Origin of the sequence: Mycobacterium sp. ITM-2016-00318 (assembly GCF_002968285.2) — a bacterium.
Lineage (GTDB): Bacteria > Actinomycetota > Actinomycetes > Mycobacteriales > Mycobacteriaceae > Mycobacterium.
Map to the genome: position 1 here is coordinate 2,834,793 of NZ_CP134400.1, position 16,424 is coordinate 2,851,216.

The window sequence follows — 16,424 nt, forward strand, 5'->3', positions numbered from 1 at the left end:
CTAGAGGCGACCCGCCGCGAATGTCGCAGCGTCGCCGACCATTCCGTTCACCGGATACAGCGCGTGCGCGAACGACGGATCTCCACCCGGCGTGCCGTCGCAGATGGTGTCGCCCTGCGCGCACAGTTCCGTGGTCTTCGCGACGTACGTGGGGCCGACCGTGATCGCCGGTGCGCCGTAGCGGCCGGTCCAGGCATTCGACGGCTTGCCGAAGAGTGCGACGGCGGCCACGTGGTCGGCCACGTCGGGCGGTAGCGGCGGTGGGACAGCGGCGGCGGGAACACCCTGCGGCACCTCGGCCGACGTCACGAAGCCCGCCACCGCGGCCCCCTGCGAGTATCCGCCGAGGACGATCCGAGTGTTGGGGCAGTTCGCGGCGGTGGCCTGCACGTGTGAACCGGCGTCCCTGACCCCGTCGATGACGGTCTGCGCGAACGCCGTCGGGTTGGAGAAGTCGCTGCTGGCGGCGTAGTTGACGGGATAGACGGAGACTGACTTTCCTGCGGCCTGTGACCGGACCGCATCGACGAACGCCTGCCCCACACCTCCGACACCCGGTGGTTCACCGGTGCCGCGCGCGAACACCACCTCGACGTCCGGACACGGCTCGGCCGACGCGACGGGCACCGGCGCACCCAGCAGCGATCCCGCTACGGCTGCACCGGCGACCCCCAACAACGAGCTTGCTCTCATGTTTCCTCCCCACTTCGTCGCCTGGGGGTACCCCGTCTCCGCGGCCTATACCCGGCCGGCGGCAAAGGCGGCGGCATCATTGACCATCCCGGTCTGAACATAGGCGCCGTGCGCCCGCCAATCCCGGCCGCCCTGCGAGCAGATTGGGTCGTTGGGCACGCACATCTGAATAGTCTTCGCGGTGTAAAGCGGGCCCACTGACGGTAGCGGCCCTGCGGACAGGCTGTCGGCGAACGCGCTCCTGGCGGCGCCGAACTCGGCCGCCGCCGCAACGTGGTCGGACACGTCGGCGGGCATTTGCGTGGTGGCCAGGTCGACGACGGCCGCGCCTTGCGAATACCCGCCAAGCACCAGCCTGGTGCCGGGACAGTTGGCGGCCATCGACTGGACGTGTGCACTCATATCGTCACCGCCCGCGGGGGTGCTGCTGCCGAAATCGTTGCTGGCGGGGTAGTTGACCGCGTAGACGCCGACCGACCGGCCGCCCACTTGGGAGCGGAGGGAGTCGACGAAGGCCTGCCCGATACCGCCCACACCGGGTGGCTCGGTGGTGCCACGGGCGAAGACGACCTCGACGTCCGGGCACGGCGCGGCGCCGGCAACCGGTGGGGCGATCACTAGGGCGGGTGAGAAAGCGGTCACTGCCGCGACGGCACCGCTCATGCGGGCCGCCACACATAGGGGCTTGATCTTCATGCTCATATGTCGTGCATGCGCATCCACATGTGACATCGGCTGCCGTGGGCGGGGCGGCGACAATACCGTCCGACGTGAATATGGCTTTGCCGTGGGTGTCATAAGTCCCTGAACACGCGCATGACGCATGTTGCTGACCTGAGGTGAAGGTTGACAGCTACACCGTCATACCGTGGTTCGCTCCTGGACGTGACGGCCGTCAGCTACGCACCATGGCGCGACGGACCGCCCAAAGGCACGAGAAGGCCGTAAGCGCCGGCGACGTCCCGGTACGCTAACCGTCGAAGCCGGTTGACAGCGGAGGGGACGAACATGAAATTTATGGCAATACTCGCACTGACCTGCGGGATCACCGCCGCCCCGCTGATGGCGGCGGGCACCGCCTCCGCGGCGCCGGGAACCTGCGACGGCGTGGACTGCGTCCCCTTCGTGAAACGCAACATCGTCCCGACCGACCACTGCCAGTTCAAGTCCCGCTACCCGTTCGGCATCGACGCGGCAGGCGGCACGTTCGTCTGCGCCGCGAGGAACCAGTGGGTGGCGGTGGCCCCGCTGCTCGGCGTGCGCACCATGCGGGCACCCTGTGACGAGAACGTGCCCGGCACCGCCCAGACACCCGCGGGCCAGCTGCTGACCTGCGAGGCGCAGGCCTGGACCGCCTATAACGACGTGCTCTATTACGACTAGGCCACGCCGCCACCACCGACCGCTGAACCGGTCAGCCGCCGTTGGTGACTGGATTCGACGAGAGCGTGATGATCTGTCCGTTCTTCCAGATGCACCACCGTCCACCCCATCCGGTGGTCCACACCACGGGTTCCCCCAGCCAACGTTCCGCGGGCTTGCGCGGTGCCCAGTCCGGAACCGGATCGCCGACGGCCGCCCACGGCGGATTGGGCGGCGGGGGCGGGTCGGCGCTCGCCACGCCGATCCCGAAAGCGCCCGCGACGAGGCCGCCCGCGAGCGCGGCGGCAGGCAGGGCCCGGCGCAGGATCATGTCCAGTCCCAGACCGTCGGATCGTTCGGCGGGTAGTTCATGCAGACGTCGGTGCCATGCGCTGCGACGCCCTTGTTGTTGAAGAACAGCTTCGCCCAGTTGCCCCACCGGGTCGCCATCTGCTCGTAGTAGACGTTGGTCGCGGTGTCCTCCGAGTACTGCCGCCTGCCCGCGTAGTCCAGCGAGAAGAACCAGTAGATGCGGTCGCGGGCACCGTTCTGCACATCGACCGGCCTGTTGTGATAGTCGATCATGTAGCGCTCGTAATAGATCGGGTCGGTGTCCCGCGTCGCCGCCATGTACTGGTCCACGGTGCAGGTCGTCTTCAGTATCCGATTGGGAATCGGATAGTCGTCGGTCGCATCCGCCGACGCGTTGGCCGGAATCACCAGCGCGGCCGCGCTCATCGCGGCTGCCGCAAAGCTCGCTCTACGCAACATCTCTGTCTCCTTCACTGCTCTGCCGGTAACGGCGGTCCCGCTGGGGCTTCGGGTGGCGGCGCGTCCGCACCGGACATCTGTGTGAGAATCGGCAGCTTCTCGGGGCAGTAAGTCCGGTACGCGGCACCGAGGAACTGATAGGTCTGTTCGGTGGTGGTGTTCTTGTTCAACTGTCGTTTGACGAACGTGGCGGACGCATTGGCGTCGTGATCCAGGTTGTTCCACAACCGCTTGCACGCGATCTTGCCGATCCAGGCGTTGTAATCCTTCTCGCCGTAGATGCCGTAGATGTGCAGCTCGTTGTAGAAATCGGTATCCGGATCCGCGTTGGCGGGTGCGGCCGCCGCGAGCGCGGGCACCACCAGGGCGATCGCCGTCAAGACGGTCGATGCGAGCCGTTTCGTTTTCATCATCACCTAATCTACTCTGATCTCTATATGGGTCGTATTGGGCCCGTTGGGTTTTCGTCACCGGGCCGCCGGCCGGACACCGCACCGACAGTTTCCCCGCTCGGCTCCGGCCACGGTGCGGGGACCGGCCGCTGCCGCACTCGCTGAGGCCACCAGAACCATCGACCGAGCAGCGCGGCGATCGACGGTGTCATGAACGACCGGATGACCAAGGTGTCGAACAGCAGGCCAAGGCCGATGGTGGTGCCCACCTGACCGACCACCCGCAGATCGCTCACCACCATCGACATCATCGTGAAGGCGAACACCAGGCCCGCGGACGTCACCACCGAACCCGTTCCGCCCATCGACCGGATTATGCCCGTCTTGATGCCCGCGTGGATTTCTTCCTTGAACCGTGACACCAGCAGCAGGTTGTAGTCCGAACCGACGGCCAACAGCACGATGACCGACATCGCGATGATCATCCAGTGCAGGTGCAGTCCGAGAATGTACTGCCATATCAGCACCGAGAGACCGAACGACGTGCCCAACGACAGCAGCACCGTCCCGACGATCACCGCCGCCGCGACAACGGATCTGGTGAGCAACAGCATGATGATGAAAATCAGACACAACGCCGATATTCCGGCGATCAACAGGTCGAAGTTCGAGCCCTCTCGCATGTCTTTGTAGGTGGATGCGGTTCCGGCCAGGTAGATCTTCGAGCCCTCCAGCGGCGTGCCCTTGATGGCCTCGAACGCCGCGTCTTTGATCTTGTTGATGTGCGAAATACCCTCCGGCGTGGCCGGATCGCCCTCGTGGGAGATGATGAAGCGGACCGCTTTGCCGTCGGGGGAGACGAACATCTTCATGCCGCGCTTGAAGTCGGGGTTGTCGAAGACCTCAGGAGGCAGATAGAACGAGTCGTCGTTCTTGGACGCATCGAACGCCTGACCCATCGCAGTCGAATTCTCCTGCAGCGCGGCCATCTGGTCCTGCATGCCCTTCTGACTCTGATACATCGTCAGCATCATCGTCTTCATGGTCCGCATGGTGGAGATCATCTCGGGCATCAACGCCGTCAGCTGCGGCAGCAGCAAGTCGAGGTGTTCCAACTCCGGGACGAGCTGCTGGACGTCGTCAGTCAGCACGTCGATGCCATCGAGCGTGTCGAAGATGGCGCGCAGTGAATGGCAGAGGGGGATGTTGTAGCAGTGCGGTTCCCAGTAGAAGTAGTTGCGGATCGGACGGAAGAAGTCATCGAAATCGGCGATGTTGTCCCGCACTTCGCCGATGTCGACCGCCATGTTCTTGGTCTTCTCGACCATGTTGTGCGTGGTGTCCGACATCTCCTTGGTCAGAGCCTGCATCTTCTCCATCGTGGCGATGGTCTTGTCCATCTCGGCGGCCTGGGTGAGCATGTCGGCCATCCGGGCCTGCATGTAGTCCTGGTTCATCTGCTGGGTGGTGCCCTGCATGCTGATCTGGAAGGGGATCGACGTGTGCTCGATCGGCGTGCCCAGTGGTCGGGTGATGGTCTGTACGCGGCCGATACCGGGAAGGTGGAAGACACTCTTGGCAATTCGGTCGACGACGAGCATGTCGGCCGAGTTGCGCACATCGTGGTTCGTCTCGACCAGCAACATCTCCGGGTTCATCCGCGCCTGCGGGAAATGCCGGTCCGCGGCCGCGTAGCCGACGTTGGCGGGAATGTCGTCCGGCAGGAACTCGCGGTCGTTGTAGCTCGGCACGTACCCGGGTAGGGCGAGCAGTCCGACGAGGGAGAGTGCAATGGTGGACACCAGGATCGGGCCCGGCCACCGCACCACGGCGGCGCCGATCCTGCGCCAACCGCGGGTTCGCAACTCGCGCTTGGGATCGAAAAACCCGAACCAGCTGCAGATGGTGAGCAGGGCCGGCGCCATCGTGAGCGCTGCGAAGGTCGCGACCATCAGGCCGACGGCCAACGGTATACCCAAGGTCTGGAAATACGGCAGCCTCGTGAAGTGCAGACAGAAGGTGGCACCGGCAATCGTCAGGCCCGAGCCGAGGATCACGTGCGCGGTGCCGTGATACATGGTGTAGAAGGCGGTTTCGCGGTCCTCGCCGTTCTGTCGCGCTTCCTGATACCGGCCGACGAGGAAGATGGCGTAGTCCGTGCCTGCGGCGATCGCCAGCGTGGTGAGCAGGTTGACGGCGAACGTCGACAGCCCGATGAGCTCGTAATAGCCGAGGGTGGCGACGATTCCGCGGGCGACCGCCAGCTCGACGAACATCATCACGAGCACGAGCAGCACCGTCATGATGGACCGGTAGACGAATAGCAGCATCACGAATATCACCGCGATGGTGATCATCGTGATCAGCTGAACGCTCTTGTCGCCGGCGTGGTGCTGGTCGTTGGTCAGTGCGGCCGGCCCGGTGACATAGGCCTTTATCCCGGCTGGCGGCGTGCTGCTCGCAACGATGTCGCGGACGGCGGCGACCGACTCGTTGGCGATGCTCTCGCCCTGGTTACCTCTCAGGTAGAGCTGCACGTAGGCGGCCTTGCCGTCGGCGCTCTGCGATCCGGCGGCGGTGAGCGGGTCGCCCCAGAAGTCCTGGATGTGCTCGACGTGCAGCTGGTCGGATTCGAGTTCGTCGATCAGGCTGTCGTAGTACTTGTGGGCATCGTCGCCGAGCGGCTGATCGCCCTCCAGCACGATCATCACCGAGCTGTTCGAGTCGAATTCCTGGAACGTCTTGCCGACCTGCTGCATGGCCTGCATGGACGGTGCGTCGATGGGCGCCAAGGACACCGCGTGCGCCTCGCCGACCTTCTCCAGCTGCGGCGCGATGACGTTGACCAAGACCGTCAGCGCCAGCCACCCCAGCAGGATCGGCACCGAGAAGAGCCGGATGAACCGGGGGATGCGCGGGTGAGCGCCGACATGGGTGTTCGTCATGCGGTTACCTCGCAGGCTCGGTTCCCGCATTCTGCGCGTTCGATTCGCTCGCAAGCTTCGCTCATGCCGACTTCACCAGGCAGAAGGTCTGGGCGTTGAGGCCTTCGGTGGTCTTCTCGTCCTTCACCTCACCGTCGACCGTGATCCGGCAGCTGATGCTGTCACCGTCGCCCTGCGCGACGATATTGGGGCTGGCGGCAGGCGCCGTGGTCGTCAACGTCAGCGACCAGGGCAGCGTCACGTTCTGGGCCTTCTGCGGCTGAGCGTCCAGATCCAGATAATTGATAGTGGCCGTCGCCCCGGGCTGGCCGAAGATCTCGTAGCGCACTTCCTTCGGATTGAACGGCGCGGGGTCGTTGACCAGGCCTGCGCCCGGCCGGGTGAGCTCGGTCTTGCCGAAGACACCGCGGAGCCGGTCGACCATGAAGGTGCCGAGCAGAACCACCGCAACGATGAGGACGGGCACCCAGAAGCGCCGCAGCACTTTCAGCACCGCACACCTCGCGGCCCGTTCACCGGGGCAGCGACGTCCGCCCAACCCATCGATCTCTCCTGAGTAGACTTGGCCTCTGCTTAACTTAGTCCATATAACTTATGTTGGTGCACGGGCTGACCAAATGTTTGGCGGAATTCTTTGCCGCGAAGTCCCGCCCGACGGTGACTGGCAATGGCCGACCTGGCGAATCCGCCCAAATCCGCCGCTCATGGCCGTAATCTGCCGCTAGGCCGGGGTTGGCTAGCGGGAGGCAGCATGGCCTTCGTTCAGAACGGGCGGGGTGGCTCGGTGCGCTGGGTTACCGTGGCGGCGATCCTCGCCGTGCTCACGTGTTTCCTTCCCGCGCCGACGGCGGTGGCGTTCTCCAGCGTTCCGGTCGAACAGCTTTCCGTGCCGTCGTCGTCGATGGGCCGCGACATTCGCGTCGAGTTCCTCTCCGGCGGCGAGGGCGCGCCCGCCCTGTATCTGCTGGACAGCATGGAAGCCGGCGACGACTTCAACGGCTGGGACATCAACACCGCGGCGTTCGACTGGTACAAGGGCTCGGGGATATCCGTCGTCATGCCCGTCGGGGGCAAGTCGAGCTTCTACAGCGACTGGTACGGTCCCGCCGCCGGCAACGGCGGCTCTCATACCTACAAGTGGGAGACATTCCTGACCCAGGAGCTGCCCGCATATCTGGCCACGAGCAGAAGCGTGCCCACGACGAAAAACGCCGTCGTCGGCTTCTCGATGGGCGGATCGTCAGCGCTGGTGCTCGCCGCCCACCATCCGCAGCAGTTCGTCTACGCCGGGTCGCTGTCCGGTTTCCTCAATCTCTCGGCGGATCCCGGGCAGGTCGGTATCGCCATGATGTGGAACGGCGGCTTCAGTCGCGAGGCGATGTGGGGACCGCAGGGCGACCCGGCCTGGGCGCGCAACGATCCGACCGTGCAGGCAGGCAGGCTGGCCGCCAACGGCACCCGTCTCTGGGTCTACTGCGGCAACGGCACACCGACCGACCCCGCGCTGGCGAGCCCGGACGCGCCGATCGGCGGACTGGGCTTCCTGGAGGGGATGGCGATCGACTCCAACCGTGCCTTCGCCGACGCCTATGTCGCCGCGGGCGGCAACAACGCGACGTTCAACTTCCCCGACGGTATTCACAGTTGGGGCTACTCAGGCCAGCAGCTGCAGCAGATGAAGCCCGACATGCAGCGAGTTCTCGGGGCAACGCCGGCCGCGTGACTACGACAGCCGTTCCCGCAGTTCGCGTTTGAGCACCTTGCCGTAGCTGTTCTTCGGCAGCTCGTCGATGAACTCGTACCGCTTTGGTCGCTTGAAGCGCGCGATGCGGTCGAGCAGATGCGCATCCAACTCCGCCGGTTCGACCTCGCCGACGACGAACGCGACGACGACTTCGCCCCACTCCTCGTCCTTGGCGCCGACGACGCCGGCCTCCGCCACCCCGGGGTGTTGAAGTAGCGCCTCCTCCACCTCACGCGGATAGATGTTGCTGCCGCCGCTGATCACCACATCCTTCGAGCGGTCGCGCAGGGTGAGGAAGCCGCGCTCGTCGAACGAACCCATGTCGCCGGTGTGCAGCCAGCCGTTCTGCAGCGTCGCGGCGGTCGCCTCCGCATTCTTCCAATAGCCGGACATCACCACGTCCCCGCGGCAGACGATCTCCCCGATCTCACCTGTTGACGCGCGGCTGCCGTCGTCGCGCAGCACCGCAACGTCGACGCCCGACCTGGCGTACCCGACCGATCCGAGCACGGCATCGTCGGCATCCATGTGGTCGGCGCGGCGCAGGCCGGTGATCGTCATCGGCGCCTCGCCCTGACCGTAGAGCTGAACGAAGACCTGGCCGAACGCGGCCATCGCCCTTTTGAGGCTGTCCACGTACATCGGGCCGCCGCCGTACACCACTGTCCGCAGGTTGCGCGGACACGACCGTCCGGTCTGCACCAGCCGCGACACCATCGTCGGCGCGAGGAAGGCGCTGCACCCCGGATGGTGCTCGCAGAGATCGAGGAATTCGTCGGGCTCGAACGCCGCCGACGCCGGTATCACCTGGCGGGCCGCGCGTAGTACGTACGGCGGAATGTACAGGCCCGATCCGTGCGACATCGGTGCGCCGTGCACCAGGCTGCAGTTCTCGTCGGGCGAGTCGAAGTCGGCGAGGTGCGACACCGTCATCGCCATCAGATTGCGGTGCGACAGCATTGCGCCCTTGGATCTACCGGTGGTGCCGCTGGTGTAGAAGAGCCACGCCAGCTCTGCCGGGTCGGTGCTCGGGGCCGTCGCCTGCGCGTTACCGAATCTCGCGTCGTAGGCCTCGCCGGCGATGGCCTCGACGGGCGCCGGGGAGACGGGAGCAAGCTCGGCGGCGATCTTCGGCGACGCGAAAACCTGTGCGGCGCCGGAATCGTCGAGTATCTGGCGCATCTCCCGAGGATGCAGCTTGTAGTTGACCGGCACATAGACGCACCCGGCCGCCCACACACCGAACATCAGCTCGAGGATCTCGGGGCGATTCTCGCTGGCGACGGCGATGCGCGCGCCCCGCCCGAGATCGCGAAAAGAGCTGGCCAGTCGCAGCGCCCGATCGCGCAGCTCGGCCCAGGAGAGCAGTTGCCGCTCACCGAGATACACAGCACCCCGGTCGCCGAAGCGCGCGGCGGCCTGGTCGAGCAGGGCGAAGACGTTCACTGCCGCGCGACCCACTCCGCGTTGAGCGCGAAGTCCGAGAGGTACTTCGTCGAGCTCCACCCGCCGTCGACGACGATCGTCTGCCCGTTGATGAAGCTCGCGCCGTCGGAGCACAGGAACGCCACGGTGCTGGCTATGTCGTTCACTTCGCCGAGTCGCGGGTACGGCGTCATCTCGGTGTTGATCTTCTTGAACCTGTCGTCCTCCAACCGCTGGGCCACCATCGGCGTCAGCGTCACCCCCGGCGCCACTGCGTTACAACGGATTCCCTGCGGTCCGTACTGGCAGGCGATGTGCAGAGTCAGGGATGTCAGACCGCCCTTCGCCGCCGAATACGCACCGCCACGCAGGCCGCCGACGACCGCAAAGGTCGAGGTGATGTTGACGATTCCCGAGCCGGGCGCCATGTGCGGGATCACGTCACGCGCCAGCCGGAACGGCGCGCGCAACATCAACCCCAGAAAATAGTCCAGCGAGTCGTCATCGGTTTCGTGCAGCGGCTTCGGGCTGCCGACGCCCGCATTGTTGATCAGGAAGTCGATGCGACCCCAACGCTGCACAGCGAGGTCGACGATGCGAGCAGGTGCGTCGTCCGCGGTCAGGTCGACGGCTATGGTCGCCACCCGGTCGGGATCGCCGATCTCCTTCTCCAGGCCGGCGAGCCTGTCTTCGTCGCGGCCCGCGCCGACGACGGCCATTCCCGCCGCGGCGAGTTTGGTCGCACAGGCGAACCCGATGCCGCTGCTCGCGCCGGTCACTATCGCTACCTGCATGTCAATCCACCTTCGCCAGTTCCGCCCGGATCTGATGCTTGAGTACCTTGCCCGCGTCGTTCTTCGGCAGGCTTTCGGCGATGACGACGTGTTCGGGCGCCTTGAACCTGGCGACTCCGTAGTCGGCAAGGAAGTCCCGAATGCTCTCGACGTCGGGCGCGGGGGACACCGTGGGCACGATGACGGCGCACGCCCGTTCACCGGTTCTGGAGTCGGGGATCCCGACGATTGCGATTTCGGCGATCCCGGGGTGCCCGCCGAGGATGTCCTCGATCTCCTTGGGCGCGATGTTCTCGCCGCTGCGGATGATGATGTCCTTGGCCCGGCCGGTCACCACGAGGTAATCGTCGTCCACCCACTGCGCGAGATCGCCTGTGCGGAAATAGCCCTCCTCGTCGAACGCGTCCCGTTCGTCCTCCGGGTTTCGGTAACCGACGAGCATCTGCGGGCCGCGGGCGCAGATCTCTCCCGATCCGGCGGGCGCGGCGTCGCGCGCGACGAGCTTGACCGTCGCGATACCCGGCCGCCCGTCGGTGTCGGCGGCGTGCTCCGGATCGGTCGGCGAACCGACGGTCGTGACGGGCACCTCCGTGGACCCGTACACCCGCGTCACCATCGCACGGTCGAAATACGCTGTCGCCCGGCGGATCAGCGACGGTGGAACCGAGGCCCCGCCGCAGATGAACACCTTGAGATCGGGTAGTCGGGTGTCGGCCCGCTCGGCCGCGGCGAGCAAGCCTTCCAGGAACGGAGTGGCACCCGCCATGTGCGTGCAGCGCTCTGAAACCATCAGCGACACCGCCTCGTCGGGATCCCACCGGTCCATCAGCACTGCGGTCGTGCCGAGCAGAAGCGGGCACTCGAAGGCGTAGATGGAGCCGCCGATGTGCGCGATCGGCGATGGCACAAGGAATTTGTCGCCGGGATCGATCAGCCAGTTTTCCCTGAGCTGGCAGATCAGGGCATGGATCGAATCATGGCTGTGCAGAACACCTTTCGGGCGGCCGGTGGTGCCCGATGTATAGAGGATCATCCGTACGGCCGACGAATCGACGGTGGGTGGCTCCGAGTTCGCCCGTTCTTCGAGCAGTGTGGGGAAGGCGGTGTGGTGGCCGGGTTCACCACGGACCGCGACGACCTCGGGCGGGTTTCCCAGCTGCGCCGTTACACGATCGAGCATCGCGAGATAGTCGTGCTGCCGGAAAACGCTCGGCACAAATATCATTCGGCTGTCGACGTCGGCGAGGATGAACGCCAGCTCATGGTCTCGCAGCGACGGCAGGATCGGGTTGACGGCGACACCCGCCATCGTCGCCGCCAGATAGACGACGGCGGCCTCGTGCCAGTTCGGCAGCATGAACGACACGACGCTGCCTGCAGGCATCCGCGACATCAGGGCCTGTGCGACCGCGCTTGCCTGGGCGAAGAGCGACTTGCAGGTCATCCAGGTGTTGCCGTCGACCAACAGCACCCGTCCGGGCGTGATCCGTGAGGCTTCGGCCAGAGAATCGGCCAGCGTCGGCACGGCGCTAACCTCTGACCCGCCGCATGGTCATCGAGTGCCGGAACCGCGACGCGGGGTGGGTGTTGACCGTGACCTGCGCTATCTCGCCATCGGAGGTCTTGTAGGTGCGCTGCACCTCCAGCGCGGGCGAGCCGGGCTCCGTCACGAGCTCGTCAGCGAGGTCCGGTGCGATCAGCACCGCGGCGATCTCCTGCTTCACCTCGACGATGCTCACGCCGAAGAGGTCCTCGAGCAACGGGAAGATTGGTCCGGTGTGGCGCTGCAGCAGCCTGCCGACCGCGGCGAAGGCGCGGTTGATGTAGTACTCCGTTCGGCACAGCGTGAACTCGGCGCCTTCGGATCGCCGGTAGCCGCGCACGGCCAGCCACTGCTCGCCGCTGCCGAGCCCGGTTCGGGCGGCCACCTCCTCGTCCAAGGCGACCATGTTGATCGAGTCGATCGCGAAGCGGGCCTCGGTGGCGAAGGCCACCAGATCGTTGATCGACATCACGTCGTAGGCGTCCGACGTCGACCGCGGTACGACGAGCGTCCCCGTACGGGGACGCGACGAGACGAGGTTGTCCTCGCGGAGCCGCCGCAGCGCCTCCCGCACGGTGTAGCGGCTTACCGAAAACCGTTCAGAAAGTTCGTATTCGGTGGGCAACTGCGAACCAACCGGATATACACCGTCCACGATGTCCTTGCGCAGTGCGCGAGCCACCTGAATGTAGCGGTGGTCCACGGGGGAGGTCTCGGTCATCGGCGACATCCCTCAGGTGCTGCGGCGCAGCGCGACGACGCTGCCGTCGCCGTCGGCCGACACGTAGAGCGACCCGTCGGGGCCCGCCGCGATCCCGGCGAACGGTCCCTGGGGGCCGGAGAAGGGGGGCATGCCCTTGAGCGGCTTCGGTTCGACGCCGGCAGGAGGGCCGACCGGCAATCCGGCGGCGATCGTGGTGCGCGTCTTGCTGGTCAAGTCGAAAGAGACGAGCTCTTTTGAGCCCGCGTCGACGATGTAGAGCTGCCCGTCGCGCACCAGGATGCCTTGTGGCTTCTGCAAGCCGTCGACCACCACGTCGGAACCGGAACCGGAACCGGTGACCCTGACCACCCGGCCCGCCGCCGACTCAGCGACCAGCACGCTTCGTCCGTCGAAGGTGACGCCGACAGGATCGGCGAGGCCGGAGGCCAGTGTCTCGAAACTGCCCGATCGCAACACGTGAACGCTTCCAGTGCCCAGTTCGGCGAACACGATCTCACCGTGCTGGCCGATCGCCACGCCGTAGAGCTGGTCGAAGTCTGCTGCCAAGTAGTCGGTTTCGTTCGCCGCGGGGCGGTACCGGGCGACCTGGCCGCCCGATGTGGTCACGACGAACTCGCCGCCACCCGCGGGCGCCAGTCCTCGCAGGAAGCCGGGATAGCCAGGGGAGAACAACATTCCGACCGTCTGCAGCGAGCCGTCGGGTGTCACCACGTAGAAGTAGGTGCCGTCGGCGACATAGAGTCTGCCGTCGTCACCAACGGTCAGGTCCAGTGGCCAGTTCAGCCCGCCGGCCAGCACGGTCCTGGTTTCGCCGCCGCGCTTTATCTCGGTTATCTCGCCGGTGAAGTTCGAGACGAACAACCGGCCGTCGACGGTCGCGAGATTGTCCAGACCGGGGCTCAGCTGCGCCAGCACGGTCTGTTCGCCGCTGCGCGGATCGATGCGAAGGACCTGCCCGCTGGCGACCTGGGTGGAGACGATGTAGCCGTCCGAGTCGAACTTCACCGCGTCGGGCACGCCGAGATCCGCGGCCACCCGCTGCGGCTCGCCGCCGTCGAGGTCGATGCGCCAGATCTCGTTCGCGGTCATCAGCGGGTAGTAGAGCAGCCCGTCGGGCCCGACCTCCATGGCGTTGGGCGACGGCAGGTTCTCCAGGAGGATCCGCTGGGCGCCGGTGGCCCGGTCGAGTTCCATCAGCCGTCCGCCATCTCGGCACTCGTTGATGAACAGCCGACCCTGATGCACAGTGATGCCGTTCGCGCAGGGCAGGTCGGCGCGGAGCACGCGGCTGCGGCCATCCTTGCCCAGCGCGCTCACCCGACCGTCCATCACCTCGGTGGCGTACAGGTCACCGTCGGGACCGAACGCCACGTCGTCGGGTGCGACGATGTCGCCCCCCTTGGCGCTGACGGTCTCGAGACGGCCGGTGCCGACATCCAGTGCACTGATCTGGCTGCCTGTCACCTGGGCGATGTAGACGCGACCGTCCGGGCCGGTGCGCAGGCCGTTGGCGCCGAAGAGCCGACTGGGCGCGGTGAGCCGCTCGAACCGCCAGCCTTCGGCGACTTTCGGCGCGGGCGCCCGGTAGCGGGCGTCGGTATGCGACGTGCTCATGGCCTGGAGACGTTATCAAGCTCGAATAGTCCAGACAATAGCGTTCCTTTGGGGACGTCAGCCCTTGACGGTCGGATTATGGCTGCGGAATAGTGTTCTGCAATATGCAGAGCACCGTATGTTGTCCGGACAATTAGCACGATGAGCGACCTCCTGAAACTCGCCGGCCGCGTCGTGATCGTCTCCGGGGCCGGGGGCGGCGGCATCGGCACGACCGTTACCCGCATGGCCGCGGAAGCGGGCGCGACCGTCGTCGCGGTGAGCCGGTCGGCGGAGAACCTCGACCAGCACATCGCGCCCTTGGGCGAGCGGGGGCTCTCGGTAGTGCCCGTGGCCGCCGATGCGTCCACCGACGAGGGGATAGCCGCCGTCCTCGACCGCGTGCGCAATACCGACGGCGATCTCTACGGGCTCGTGAACGTCGCGGGCGGCGCCGAACCGTCGACGTGGATGCCGTCCACGCGCGTGAACCGCGACGACTGGCGGGCGCTGTTCACCGCGAACCTCGAGACCGCGTTCTTCATGAGTCAGGCGGTAGCGGCCGAGATCCGAACGCAGAAAAAGCCCGGATCGATCGTGTCCATCTCGTCGATCAGCGGGATGAACACCGCCCCGTTCCACATCGCCTACGGAACCGCCAAGGCCGCGGTCGTGGCGATGACCCGCACGATGGCGGCCGAGCTGGCGCAGGACGGCATCCGAGTCAACGCGGTGGCCCCCGGCGTGACCGAAACCGCCGCCTCGCGCACCTATACCGACGACAATCCCGACCGAGACCGCCAGGCCATCGCGATGGGCAGGCGCGGCAGGCCGGAGGAGCAGGCGGGGGCGATTTTGTTCCTCCTCTCCGACCTGTCGAGCTACATCACCGGCCAGACGCTGCTCGTCGACGGCGGACTGAACCTGCGGTGGACCCACCTCGGCGCCGACAACACGTCGTTGTTCCTGAAGGACGAGTCCTTCAGGGCAGCGATCAAGGAGATGTGATGACGCACACCGAATCCGACCTCGACGCCGCGATCGAGGTCGAAGCCGACGACGACGACTCGACGGGCCAGATCGCCGAAGACCTGTCGGATCCCATGACCATCAGCACCGAGGCCTACACATCCCCCGAATATGCCCGCGCCGAGCGCGAGAAGCTGTGGCGCAAGGTGTGGCAGCAGGTGGGCCGGATCGAGGAGATCCCCGAGGTGGGCAGCTACCTCACCTACGACATCCTCGACGACTCCATCATCGTCGTGCGCACAAAAACAGGGAACTCGTCCTCATCCTTCTCTGCGCACCACAACGTGTGCATGCACCGGGGCAGGCGGTTGATCGACACCCCGGAAGGCGCAAAGAACGCGTGCGCACAGACACGTAGATCGTTCGTCTGCGGGTTCCATGGCTGGACCTACGGCCTTGACGGTGCGTGCACCCATATCCGCGAGCAGGACGACTGGAAGGGCGCGCTGACCCCCGAGAACACCCATTTGGCCCCGGTGCAGGTCGACACCTGGGGCGGTTGGCTTTTCGTCAACATGGACCCCGAATGCGAACCTCTCGCCGACTATCTGTTCCCCGCAGCGAAGATCCTCGATCCGTTCGGGCTGGAGAACATGCGCTACAAGTGGCGCAAATGGCTGAAGTTCGACTGCAACTGGAAAGTGGCGATGGAGGCCTTCAACGAGACCTACCACGTGTTCACCACCCACCCGGAGTTCAACAAGTTCGGCGAGTTCAAGGGCTGGGCCAAGGCGCAGGGTAGGCACAGCAACATCGGCTACGACGCGCCGAAAGGTATGGACGAGACCAAGTCCAAGATCCGGCTCGGCACGGGCGACGACCCGCGCGTCTCCACCGCGGAGATGCAGATGTACACCTGGGAGCAGACCAACGCCACCACCACCGAGACGCTGGTGAATGCCGCAAAGCGACTCGTCGACGAACTGCCGGAAGGCACACCCGCCGACAAGGTGCTTGCGCACTGGCTCGCCTCGGCGCGCCGCGACGACGAGGCCCGCGGGGTGATCTGGCCGACCATCCCGGCCGACATCCTCGGCCAGAGCGGGACCGCATGGCAGCTCTTCCCGAACTTTCAGATCGGTCAGGGCCTGACGAGTGCGCTGTGCTACTGCGCGCGCCCCGACCCCGGCTACGACCCGAACAAGTGCATCTTCGAGGTTGCCGTCTTCGAGCTCTACCCGAAAGGCCAAGAGCCGCAGACAGAATGGCAGTACACGCCGAAGGACAGCCCCAATTGGCTTTCGGTGTTGCCGCAGGACTTCTCGAACATGGCCGCGGTGCAGCAGGGGATGAAGTCGCTCGGCTTCCCCGGCACCAAGCCCAACCCGTATCGCGAACGCAGCACCGTCAACCTGCACACCCAGCTGGCCAAGTACATGGGCACCGGCGAACCTCAGGAGTTGTGAGAC

At 65.8% G+C, this 16,424-nt stretch carries 16 protein-coding genes; 4 read left to right on the forward strand and 12 right to left on the reverse strand.

The genetic code is table 11. The annotated features are described in order from the left end of the window. Together C6A82_RS13880 and C6A82_RS13885 are read right to left on the reverse strand one after the other, a co-directional pair. Window positions 1–693, reverse strand: a complete 693-nt coding sequence (locus C6A82_RS13880; protein ID WP_105346658.1) for a cutinase family protein — start codon at window positions 691–693, stop codon at window positions 1–3. A gap of 45 nt (window positions 694–738) precedes the next feature. Beyond that, window positions 739–1,356 (reverse strand): cutinase family protein, encoded by a 618-nt coding sequence (locus C6A82_RS13885; RefSeq protein WP_311101341.1) that lies wholly within the window; start codon window positions 1,354–1,356, stop codon window positions 739–741. A gap of 354 nt (window positions 1,357–1,710) precedes the next feature. On the opposite strand from C6A82_RS13885, the gene C6A82_RS13890 reads away from it, so the two are divergent. Beyond that, the gene (locus C6A82_RS13890) at window positions 1,711–2,076 is read left to right on the forward strand and encodes a hypothetical protein (RefSeq protein ID WP_233217015.1); all 366 of its coding nucleotides are present in this window, start codon (window positions 1,711–1,713) and stop codon (window positions 2,074–2,076) included. A gap of 31 nt (window positions 2,077–2,107) precedes the next feature. Here the strand turns inward: C6A82_RS13890 and C6A82_RS13895 are convergent, their stop codons facing one another. From C6A82_RS13895 to C6A82_RS13915, 5 genes are all read right to left on the reverse strand, one after another. Beyond that, window positions 2,108–2,386, reverse strand: coding sequence for a hypothetical protein (locus C6A82_RS13895; protein ID WP_199193848.1), 279 nt, complete (start codon window positions 2,384–2,386; stop codon window positions 2,108–2,110). Then, the gene (locus C6A82_RS13900; protein WP_105346688.1) at window positions 2,383–2,826 is read right to left on the reverse strand and encodes a DUF5078 domain-containing protein; all 444 of its coding nucleotides are present in this window, start codon (window positions 2,824–2,826) and stop codon (window positions 2,383–2,385) included. The genes C6A82_RS13895 and C6A82_RS13900 overlap by 4 nt, the downstream gene beginning before the upstream one ends. An 11-nt stretch (window positions 2,827–2,837) precedes the next feature. Next, a complete protein-coding gene (locus tag C6A82_RS13905; RefSeq protein ID WP_105346687.1) occupies window positions 2,838–3,236 on the reverse strand; it encodes a DUF732 domain-containing protein in 399 nt (132 codons plus the stop codon). Window positions 3,237–3,259: 23 nt separating this feature from the next. Then, complete coding sequence (locus C6A82_RS13910) at window positions 3,260–6,163, reverse strand: MMPL family transporter (RefSeq protein WP_311101342.1); 2,904 nt, start codon at window positions 6,161–6,163, stop codon at window positions 3,260–3,262. A gap of 61 nt (window positions 6,164–6,224) precedes the next feature. After that, window positions 6,225–6,656, reverse strand: coding sequence for an MmpS family transport accessory protein (locus C6A82_RS13915; RefSeq protein ID WP_105342084.1), 432 nt, complete (start codon window positions 6,654–6,656; stop codon window positions 6,225–6,227). A 258-nt stretch (window positions 6,657–6,914) separates the two neighbouring features. Between C6A82_RS13915 and C6A82_RS13920 the strand changes: the two genes are divergently transcribed. Next, complete coding sequence (locus tag C6A82_RS13920) at window positions 6,915–7,886, forward strand: esterase family protein (protein ID WP_105342082.1); 972 nt, start codon at window positions 6,915–6,917, stop codon at window positions 7,884–7,886. Here C6A82_RS13920 and C6A82_RS13925 read toward each other — a convergent pair whose 3' ends face one another. Genes C6A82_RS13925 through C6A82_RS13945 form a run of 5 tightly spaced genes read right to left on the reverse strand, consistent with a single transcriptional unit; the run spans window position 7,887 to window position 14,007 of the window. Further along, the gene (locus C6A82_RS13925; RefSeq protein WP_105342086.1) at window positions 7,887–9,353 is read right to left on the reverse strand and encodes an AMP-binding protein; all 1,467 of its coding nucleotides are present in this window, start codon (window positions 9,351–9,353) and stop codon (window positions 7,887–7,889) included. Next, window positions 9,350–10,126 carry an SDR family NAD(P)-dependent oxidoreductase gene (locus C6A82_RS13930; protein ID WP_105342080.1) on the reverse strand — a complete coding sequence of 259 codons (777 nt, stop codon included), beginning with the start codon at window positions 10,124–10,126 and terminating at the stop codon, window positions 9,350–9,352. The genes C6A82_RS13925 and C6A82_RS13930 overlap by 4 nt, the downstream gene beginning before the upstream one ends. 1 nt (window position 10,127) lies before the next feature. Then, window positions 10,128–11,651: an AMP-binding protein gene (locus C6A82_RS13935; protein ID WP_311101343.1), complete on the reverse strand. Its 1,524-nt coding sequence runs from the start codon at window positions 11,649–11,651 to the stop codon at window positions 10,128–10,130. A 4-nt stretch (window positions 11,652–11,655) separates the two neighbouring features. After that, entirely contained in the window at window positions 11,656–12,390 is a 735-nt protein-coding gene (locus C6A82_RS13940; protein WP_105344795.1) for a GntR family transcriptional regulator, read from the reverse strand. 12 nt (window positions 12,391–12,402) lie between these two features. After that, the gene (locus C6A82_RS13945) at window positions 12,403–14,007 is read right to left on the reverse strand and encodes an SMP-30/gluconolactonase/LRE family protein (RefSeq protein WP_105344792.1); all 1,605 of its coding nucleotides are present in this window, start codon (window positions 14,005–14,007) and stop codon (window positions 12,403–12,405) included. 141 nt (window positions 14,008–14,148) lie between these two features. Here C6A82_RS13945 and C6A82_RS13950 point away from each other — a divergent pair, with 141 nt between their 5' ends. Next, entirely contained in the window at window positions 14,149–14,994 is an 846-nt protein-coding gene (locus C6A82_RS13950; protein ID WP_105344790.1) for an SDR family NAD(P)-dependent oxidoreductase, read from the forward strand. Next, a complete protein-coding gene (locus C6A82_RS13955) occupies window positions 14,994–16,421 on the forward strand; it encodes an SRPBCC family protein (protein ID WP_105344788.1) in 1,428 nt (475 codons plus the stop codon). The genes C6A82_RS13950 and C6A82_RS13955 overlap by 1 nt, the downstream gene beginning before the upstream one ends. The last annotated feature ends 3 nt before the right edge of the window (window positions 16,422–16,424 follow it).

Bases quoted from the DNA above. Each gene is read 5' to 3' on its own strand.
- C6A82_RS13900 (WP_105346688.1), bottom strand. From the start codon at position 2,826: ATGTTGCGTAGAGCGAGCTTTGCGGCAGCCGCGATGAGCGCGGCCGCG.
- C6A82_RS13895 (WP_199193848.1), bottom strand. From the start codon at position 2,386: ATGATCCTGCGCCGGGCCCTGCCTGCCGCCGCGCTCGCGGGCGGCCTC.
- C6A82_RS13940 (WP_105344795.1), bottom strand. From the start codon at position 12,390: ATGACCGAGACCTCCCCCGTGGACCACCGCTACATTCAGGTGGCTCGC.
- C6A82_RS13945 (WP_105344792.1), bottom strand. From the start codon at position 14,007: ATGAGCACGTCGCATACCGACGCCCGCTACCGGGCGCCCGCGCCGAAA.
- C6A82_RS13885 (WP_311101341.1), bottom strand. From the start codon at position 1,356: ATGAGCGGTGCCGTCGCGGCAGTGACCGCTTTCTCACCCGCCCTAGTG.
- C6A82_RS13955 (WP_105344788.1), top strand. From the start codon at position 14,994: ATGACGCACACCGAATCCGACCTCGACGCCGCGATCGAGGTCGAAGCC.
- C6A82_RS13910 (WP_311101342.1), bottom strand. From the start codon at position 6,163: ATGACGAACACCCATGTCGGCGCTCACCCGCGCATCCCCCGGTTCATC.
- C6A82_RS13890 (WP_233217015.1), top strand. From the start codon at position 1,711: ATGGCAATACTCGCACTGACCTGCGGGATCACCGCCGCCCCGCTGATG.
- C6A82_RS13930 (WP_105342080.1), bottom strand. From the start codon at position 10,126: ATGCAGGTAGCGATAGTGACCGGCGCGAGCAGCGGCATCGGGTTCGCC.
- C6A82_RS13880 (WP_105346658.1), bottom strand. From the start codon at position 693: ATGAGAGCAAGCTCGTTGTTGGGGGTCGCCGGTGCAGCCGTAGCGGGA.
- C6A82_RS13920 (WP_105342082.1), top strand. From the start codon at position 6,915: ATGGCCTTCGTTCAGAACGGGCGGGGTGGCTCGGTGCGCTGGGTTACC.
- C6A82_RS13905 (WP_105346687.1), bottom strand. From the start codon at position 3,236: ATGAAAACGAAACGGCTCGCATCGACCGTCTTGACGGCGATCGCCCTG.
- C6A82_RS13950 (WP_105344790.1), top strand. From the start codon at position 14,149: ATGAGCGACCTCCTGAAACTCGCCGGCCGCGTCGTGATCGTCTCCGGG.